The sequence below is a fragment of the Phytoactinopolyspora mesophila genome, from assembly GCF_010122465.1.
Taxonomy (GTDB): Bacteria; Actinomycetota; Actinomycetes; order Jiangellales; family Jiangellaceae; genus Phytoactinopolyspora; species Phytoactinopolyspora mesophila.
The window spans coordinates 1-8,437 of the sequence record NZ_WLZY01000022.1; the positions used below are offsets into that span (position 1 = coordinate 1).

Annotated in this window: 1 protein-coding gene, 3 rRNA genes and 1 pseudogene; 1 reads left to right on the top strand and 4 read right to left on the bottom strand. The window is 58.9% G+C overall.

From position 1 onward, the window contains the following. Window positions 1–456: 456 nt before the first annotated feature. The 4 genes from rrf to tyrS form a co-directional block, all read right to left on the bottom strand. Window positions 457–573 (bottom strand): 5S ribosomal RNA (gene rrf, locus F7O44_RS29215). An 84-nt stretch (window positions 574–657) separates the two neighbouring features. Further along, window positions 658–3,779 (bottom strand): 23S ribosomal RNA (locus F7O44_RS29220). A 261-nt stretch (window positions 3,780–4,040) separates the two neighbouring features. Then, window positions 4,041–5,563, bottom strand: a 16S ribosomal RNA gene (locus F7O44_RS29225). Together the 16S, 23S and 5S rRNA genes form the textbook arrangement of a ribosomal RNA operon. Window positions 5,564–6,183: 620 nt before the next feature. Then, the gene (gene tyrS, locus F7O44_RS29230; RefSeq protein WP_162453867.1) at window positions 6,184–7,461 is read right to left on the bottom strand and encodes a tyrosine--tRNA ligase; all 1,278 of its coding nucleotides are present in this window, start codon (window positions 7,459–7,461) and stop codon (window positions 6,184–6,186) included. A gap of 661 nt (window positions 7,462–8,122) precedes the next feature. Here tyrS and F7O44_RS29235 point away from each other — a divergent pair. After that, window positions 8,123–8,317: pseudogene (locus F7O44_RS29235) on the top strand (NUDIX hydrolase); the annotation flags it as partial. Window positions 8,318–8,437 lie beyond the last annotated feature (120 nt).

An 8,437-nucleotide genomic window follows, 5' to 3' on the forward strand; every position in this document is an offset into this window, starting at 1 on the left:
TGCCACCCGCCGAGACTACCGACCAACCGAATATTTAGTGACCCCTCCACCCCACCCCAGCAACCAAACCCGCACGTCAACACCCCACTGACCCATCGATGAACACCTCAGTGGGTGAACTCGGGTCAAAGAAGAACTGAGCGTCGACATCGCCGCCGCCAGTGCCGTCCACTTCGGCAACTTCACAGCCCAGGCCGACGGTCACGCCCACGGAGTCAACGTCCAGATGACCTGTTACACCGCCGACTACCGTGGAGTTCTCTTGCCCAGCCACGAGATCGAGGAAATCAGCTGGCTAACTTACGCCGACCGCCGCCATGTCTCCCCGGTCGATCAACTAATCTTTGATCATCGCCGGCAGCGCGGCCAATTGGCTTGAACATGTGATCGACGTCCCGGGAAAACAAAAAGAGGGCCGCCCCGGGAATGGGGCGGCCCTCTTTGTGTGATGTTTATGTCCGGCGGCGTCCTACTCTCCCACCCCGTCTCCAGGGCAGTACCATCGGCGCTGAAGGGCTTAGCTTCCGGGTTCGGAATGGAGCCGGGCGTTTCCCCTTCGCTATGACCGCCGGAACTCTATTGAGATGTTCGGGCTTGTGGATCCCGACCGTATCTCGGGAACCGCACAGTGGACGCGCATGCATTTTATGGAAAGTGTGAGTCAAGTCCTCGGCCTATTAGTACCGGTCAGCTTCACGCATTGCTGCGCTTCCACGTCCGGCCTATCAACCCAGTCGTCTAGCTGGGGGCCTTACCAGGTTAACCCTGTGGGAGACCTCATCTTGAAGCAGGCTTCCCGCTTAGATGCTTTCAGCGGTTATCCCTTCCGAACGTAGCTAACCAGCCGTGCTCCTGGCGGAACAACTGGCACACCAGAGGTTCGTCCGTCCCGGTCCTCTCGTACTAGGGACAGCCCTTCTCAAGTCTCCTGCGCCCGCAGCGGATAGGGACCGAACTGTCTCACGACGTTCTAAACCCAGCTCGCGTACCGCTTTAATGGGCGAACAGCCCAACCCTTGGGACCGACTACGGCCCCAGGATGCGACGAGCCGACATCGAGGTGCCAAACCATGCCGTCGATATGGACTCTTGGGCAGGATCAGCCTGTTATCCCCGGGGTACCTTTTATCCGTTGATCGACAGCGCTTCCACAAGCCACTGCCGGGTCACTAGTTCCTACTTTCGTACCTGTTCGACATGTCTGTCTCACAGTCAAGCTCCCTTGTGCACTTGCACTCGCCACCTGATTGCCAACCAGGCTGAGGGAACCTTTGAGCGCCTCCGTTACTCTTTGGGAGGCAACCGCCCCAGTTAAACTACCCACCAGGCAATGTCCCTGATCCGGATCACGGATCGAGGTTAGATGTCCAATACGACCAGAGTGGTATTTCAACGTTGACTCCACAGATACTGGCGTACCTGCTTCAAAGTCTCCCACCTATCCTACACAAGCCGAACCGAACACCAATACCAAGCTGTAGTAAAGGTCCCGGGGTCTTTCCGTCCTGCTGCGGGTAACGAGCATCTTTACTCGTATTGCAATTTCGCCGAGTCCGTGGTTGAGACAGTGGGAAAGTCGTTACGCCATTCGTGCAGGTCGGAACTTACCCGACAAGGAATTTCGCTACCTTAGGATGGTTATAGTTACCACCGCCGTTTACTGGCGCTTAAGTTCTGAGCTTCGCCACCAAAGGTGGCTAACCCGTCCCCTTAACGTTCCAGCACCGGGCAGGCGTCAGTCCGTATACATCGTCTTGCGACTTCGCACGGACCTGTGTTTTTAATAAACAGTCGCTCTCCCCTGGTCTCTGCGGCCTTCAACGCTTCGTCCGCAAGGGACTACACGTATCCGGCCCCCCTTCTCCCAAAGTTACGGGGGCATTTTGCCGAGTTCCTTAACCACGGTTCACTCGATCGCCTTGGTATTCTCTACCTGACCACCTGTGTCGGTTTAGGGTACGGGCGGCTTTGAAGCTCGCTAGAGGCTTTTCTCGACAGCTTAGGATCACCCACTTCGCCACAATCGGCTCGGCATCCAGCCTCGGGCACTACTGTGGCGGATTTGCCTACCACGGCCCTGCGCTGTTACCCCGGGACTACCATCGCCCGGGTTGGGCTACCTTCCTGCGTCACCCCATCGCTTGTCTACTACCGGTTCGGGTCCCGCGCTCACCTGCAATACGTCCCGAAGGACATGCCGCAGGATCGGGCGGTTAGCATCACCGGGTTCGACATGGTCGCGTCAAAACCGGTACGGGAATATCAACCCGTTGTCCATCGACTACGCCTGTCGGCCTCGCCTTAGGTCCCGACTTACCCAGGGCGGATTAGCCTGGCCCTGGAACCCTTGGTCATTCGGCGGACGGGTTTCTCACCCGTCTTTCGCTACTCATGCCTGCATTCTCACTCGTGTGGCGTCCACAACTGGGTCACCCCGCTGCTTCAATCGCCACACGACGCTCCCCTACCCAACCATGCACCTGGACTCGTCCCACAAGGAGACGAGCCGAGTTCACGCATGATTGCCACAGCTTCGGCGGTGTACTTGAGCCCCGCTACATTGTCGGCGCAAAATCACTTGACCAGTGGGCTATTACGCACTCTTTAAAGGATGGCTGCTTCTAAGCCAACCTCCTGGTTGTCTGTGCGACTTCACATCCTTTTCCACTTAGTACACGCTTAGGGGCCTTAGCTGGTGGTCTGGGCTGTTTCCCTCTCGACTATGAAGCTTATCCCCCACAGTCTCACTGCCACGTTCTAACTTACCGGCATTCGGAGTTTGGCTGACGTCAGTAACCTTGTAGGGCCCATCGGCCATCCAGTGCTCTACCTCCGGCAAGAAACACGTGACGCTGCACCTAAATGCATTTCGGGGAGAACCAGCTATCACGGAGTTTGATTGGCCTTTCACCCCTACCCACAGGTCATCCGCCCACTTTTCAACGTAGGTCGGTTCGGGCCTCCACGCGGTCTTACCCGCGCTTCACCCTGCCCATGGGTAGATCACTCCGCTTCGGGTCTAGGGCACGCGACTCAATCGCCCTATTCGGACTCGCTTTCGCTACGGCTTCCCCTCAACGGGTTAACCTTGCCACATACCGCTAACTCGCAGGCTCATTCTTCAAAAGGCACGCCGTCACATCCCCGAAAGGATGCTCCGACGGCTTGTAGGCACGCGGTTTCAGGTACTATTTCACTCCCCTCCCGGGGTACTTTTCACCATTCCCTCACGGTACTGTTCCGCTATCGGTCACCAGGGAGTATTTAGGCTTAGCGGGTGGTCCCGCCAGATTCACACGGGATTTCTCGGGCCCCGTGCTACTTGGGTTTTGCGCTCCGGAGTCATCGTCTGACGTCTACGGGGGTTGCACCCTCTACGCCGGGCCGTTCATGACCCTTCGACTTCAACGATGATTTTTTACTCCTGGCCAGTCCGGCAGAACTGACATGCACAATCCCACAACCCCGCATACGCAACCCCTGCCGGGTATCACACGTATACGGTTTGGCCTCTTCCGCTTTCGCTCGCCACTACTCACGGAATCACTTTTGTTTTCTCTTCCTGTGGGTACTGAGATGTTTCACTTCCCCACGTTCCCTCCAACCACCCTATGTGTTCAGGTGGAGGTGACGGCACATGACTGCCGCCGGGTTTCCCCATTCGGACATCCCCGGATCATAGCTCGGTTGCCAGCTTCCCGGGGCATTTCGCAGGCTCCCACGTCCTTCATCGGCTCCTGGTGCCAAGGCATCCACCGTGTGCCCTTAATAACTTGACCACAAAGATAAAGATGCTCGCGTCCACTGTGCAGTTCTCAAGCTACGGGCGGAAAACCAGCTCACACCCCCGTCAAACATCACCACAGTGACCGATACGAGGAGAGCTGGACCCGAGAGCGATCAGCAAAAACAGCCGATCCCTCAGGACCCAACAACGTGCCTAATTGTCGACGTTCCATCCATGAGCAACCACCGCAGGACACTCGCCTACGACATGGCTCTGCACCGAACCCAAAGAGTCCGGTGAGAATGCTCCTTAGAAAGGAGGTGATCCAGCCGCACCTTCCGGTACGGCTACCTTGTTACGACTTCGTCCTAATCGCCAGTCCCACCTTCGACGGCTCCCTCCCACAAGGGGTTAGGCCACCGGCTTCGGGTGTTACCGACTTTCATGACGTGACGGGCGGTGTGTACAAGGCCCGAGAACGTATTCACCGCAGCGTTGCTGATCTGCGATTACTAGCGACTCCAACTTCACGGGGTCGAGTTGCAGACCCCGATCCGAACTGAGACCGACTTTTTGGGATTCGCTCCACCTTGCGGTATCGCAGCCCTCTGTATCGGCCATTGTAGCATGCGTGAAGCCCTGGACATAAGGGGCATGATGACTTGACGTCATCCCCACCTTCCTCCGAGTTGACCCCGGCAGTCTCCTATGAGTCCCCGGCATTACCCGCTGGCAACATAGGACGAGGGTTGCGCTCGTTGCGGGACTTAACCCAACATCTCACGACACGAGCTGACGACAGCCATGCACCACCTGTACACGGCCCTAACGGACCCGACATCTCTGCCGGTTTACCGTGTATGTCAAGCCCAGGTAAGGTTCTTCGCGTTGCATCGAATTAATCCGCATGCTCCGCCGCTTGTGCGGGCCCCCGTCAATTCCTTTGAGTTTTAGCCTTGCGGCCGTACTCCCCAGGCGGGGCGCTTAATGCGTTAGCTACGGCACGGATCCCATGGAAGGGGACCCACACCTAGCGCCCAACGTTTACGGCGTGGACTACCAGGGTATCTAATCCTGTTCGCTCCCCACGCTTTCGCTCCTCAGCGTCAGTTCCGGCCCAGAGACCCGCCTTCGCCACTGGTGTTCCTCCTGATATCTGCGCATTTCACCGCTACACCAGGAATTCCAGTCTCCCCTGCCGGACTCTAGCCTGCCCGTATCCACCGCAGACCCGGGGTTGAGCCCCGGGCTTTCACGACGGACGCGACAGGCCGCCTACGAGCCCTTTACGCCCAATAATTCCGGACAACGCTCGCACCCTACGTATTACCGCGGCTGCTGGCACGTAGTTGGCCGGTGCTTCTTCTGCGCCTACAGTCACCCGAAGGCTTCGTCGGCGCCGAAAGAGGTTTACAACCCGAAGGCCGTCATCCCTCACGCGGCGTTGCTGCATCAGGCTTTCGCCCATTGTGCAATATTCCCCACTGCTGCCTCCCGTAGGAGTCTGGGCCGTGTCTCAGTCCCAGTGTGGCCGGTCGCCCTCTCAGGCCGGCTACCCGTCGTCGCCTTGGTAGGCCACTACCCCACCAACTAGCTGATAGGCCGCGGGTCCATCCTTGGCCAGAAACCCTTTCCACGCGCCGACCATGCGGTCACGCGTCATATCCGGTATTAGACCCAGTTTCCCAGGCTTATCCCGGTGCCAAGGGCAGGTTACCCACGTGTTACTCACCCGTTCGCCGCTCGAGTACCCCCGAAGGGGCCTTTCCGCTCGACTTGCATGTGTAAAGCACGCCGCCAGCGTTCGTCCTGAGCCAGGATCAAACTCTCCATTAAGGTCATATGACAACCCCAGCCCCTCACCAAAAAGCAAGAAACCAGAGCATGTCGACACTTAGAGAAAGAAAAAACCCTAGCAAAACAAACAGATCCAAAGACCTGCTGTATTACCAAAGGAATCCCGAAACCACGATCAACCATGCCGCGCATACACACGACACAACCACCGCGGAACGGGGGTTAAATTGGCATCGACAATTATTATGGCACGCTGTTGAGTTCTCAAGGATCGGACGCTTTCCAAACTCGCCCCTCTCGGGACTCGCTCAGAGCGCTTAATCTCAATCTTAGGTTTTCCCAGTTCACCGAGTCAAATTCAGAACCAAGTCCGAACCGCCACGAACAGAGAGCCAAAACCCTCCCCGGGACAACCCTTCAAGCTTACAACACCCAGCGCCTCGGATCAACCTCGTCACTTCCGGATGAAGCCCCCACGTAACCACCCCCCAGACACGCCCAAGCGCCCCTAAAAAGGTCATCAGATGGGATAGCCCCACAAGGCCGGCCACCGTCCCCGGCGTCCCGCTCCCCTGTAGGCCTAGAGAAACTTACGACCAACACCACCCCAACGTCAAATCACCACCACACAACCCACACCACCACCACAAAACCCCACGTCACGAGATCTCTACCCCGCACACGTTCCGCTTACCCCGCCGCAGCACCAGCCATCGGCCGTAGAGCAGGTCCTCACGATGAGGAGCGGCCTCGTTCGGTGATTTGGGATCGATTCGGACGTTGTTGACGTATGCCCCGCCTTCGGCCACCGTTCGTCTGGCAGCAGAACGCGACTCCGCCAAGCCGGCTTCGACGAACAGGTCCACGTACGAAGGCAATTCCTCACCGGCTTTCACCTGCGGTGCCCCTGCTTCAGCCAGTGCTGAGCCCAGGGTTCGCTCGTCGAGCTCGGCCAGCTCGCCCCTGCCGAACAGCGCCTGGGACGCGGCCACTACTCGCTCGGTTTCTTCTGCGCCGTGTACGAGAGTCGTGAGCTCGGCCGCCAGGGCACGCTGTGCTGTGCGGGCCGCCGGGCGATCAACAGTCTGCTTCTCGAGGTCCTCGATTTCTTCACGTGACCTAAAGCTCATCACCCTGAGGTGGCTTGGCACATCGGCATCGTCCAAGTTGAGCCAGAACTGGTAGAAGCCATAGGGCGCCAGCATGTCCGGGTCGAGCCAGACCGCGCCTCCGGCGGTCTTGCCGTACTTCGTGCCGTCGGCCTTCGTCAGTAACGGTGTCGCAAACGCATGGACCGTGGTTCCCTCGACACGGCGGATGAGGTCCACGCCCGCCGTCAAGTTGCCCCATTGGTCGCTGCCGCCGGTCTGCAACGTGCACCCGTGACGCCGGTAGAGCTCCAAGTAGTCCAGCGCCTGCAGGATCTGGTAGCTGAATTCCGAGTAGCCGATACCGACATCGGAGTTCAACCGGGCCGCGACCGCCTCTTTGGCCAACATCTTGTTCACCCGGAAGTGCTGTCCGATGTCGCGGAGGAACTCGATGGCGCTCATCGGCGCAGTCCAGTCCAAGTTGTTCACCACTCGGGCCGCATTCGGACCCTCGAAGTCGAAGAACGGTTCGACTTGACGTTCGATTTTCTCAACCCAGCCTGCCACTACGCCGGGATCGTTCAAGGTACGTTCGCGGTCCGGGTTGGGATCGCCGATCAAGCCCGTCGACCCGCCCACCAGGGCCAGCGGCCGGTGCCCGGCCTGCTGTAGCCGACGAGCGGTGAGCAACTGCACGAGGTGGCCATGGTGCAGGCTAGGAGCGGTAGGATCGAAGCCCACGTAATAGGTGACCGGACCAGCTGCCAGCGCCGAGCGGAGCTCTTGCTCGTCAGTAGACAGCGCGATCAGCCCGCGCCAATGCAGCTCGTCGATGATGTCGGTCACGTTCGTTAATCTCCCTCGGGATCTTCGTTGGACCGGGATCGGCTGGCCAAGCTCAGCGGCGCGATTGCGCCCCTCAGACCAACCGGTCCCGCTGCACCATCAATGATTCCTCATCACTTCAACGGACGCATAGCTGACCTGCTCAACCAAGAGACGAGCCAAGCCCCGGTACTTGACCGCCGTCATTGTGCCCAGCGGCACCACAAGACGTCGTATGCCGTCCCGCTGGACAGGCCGCCGCAGTTCTCCTCCCGCGCTGGCACCGTCAGCCAAGGAAGGACTTAGCCCGATCACGACGAACAGCGTGGGAAACTATCTGTTTCAACCACGACTTGGCACCCGGCCCTGCGCGACTGACCGTCGCTTCCGGGTCAAGCTATCAGCCTGATGGCCTGGATTCGCTCACTGGCCACGCTGTGATCCACGAACCGCCCGTGCCACAAACCCCAGGACCGCCACCGTTCGCCCCAGTGCGGACGTCAGCGTAGACGGAGCGACGGCGGGGAACATCCCTCACGAGGCTGGACTGAAGCAGCCCCAACAGTCACCCTTATCGCACGGCACGCCGATAACAAGCCTTCTGTCATCCGCCTCTCTCCCAGACAGCAGGTTCGAGCAGTCGACATGACCTGATGCGAGACACAACCCCGAAAGGCCATCAATGACCATCGACAAGATCGCTTGGATTCTCCTCGAGGCCGGCACCATCCTCAGCACTCGGTCTAAGGGCAAAGATGTGTACTACCTTCCGGGAGGAAAGCGTGAACCCGGCGAGTCTGACCTCGAAGCCCTCGTCCGGGAGATCAAAGAAGAACTGAGCGTCGACATCGCCGCCGCCAGTGCCGTCCACTTCGGCAACCTGACTTCACCCACTGGGCTTAGTGACCTTTGATTTTGTCGAGGAGTTCCTGGGCGTGTTCGGGGATTTTGGGTTCGAGAGTGAGTTGCTGGCCGTTGACCTCGATGGTTGCAGCGC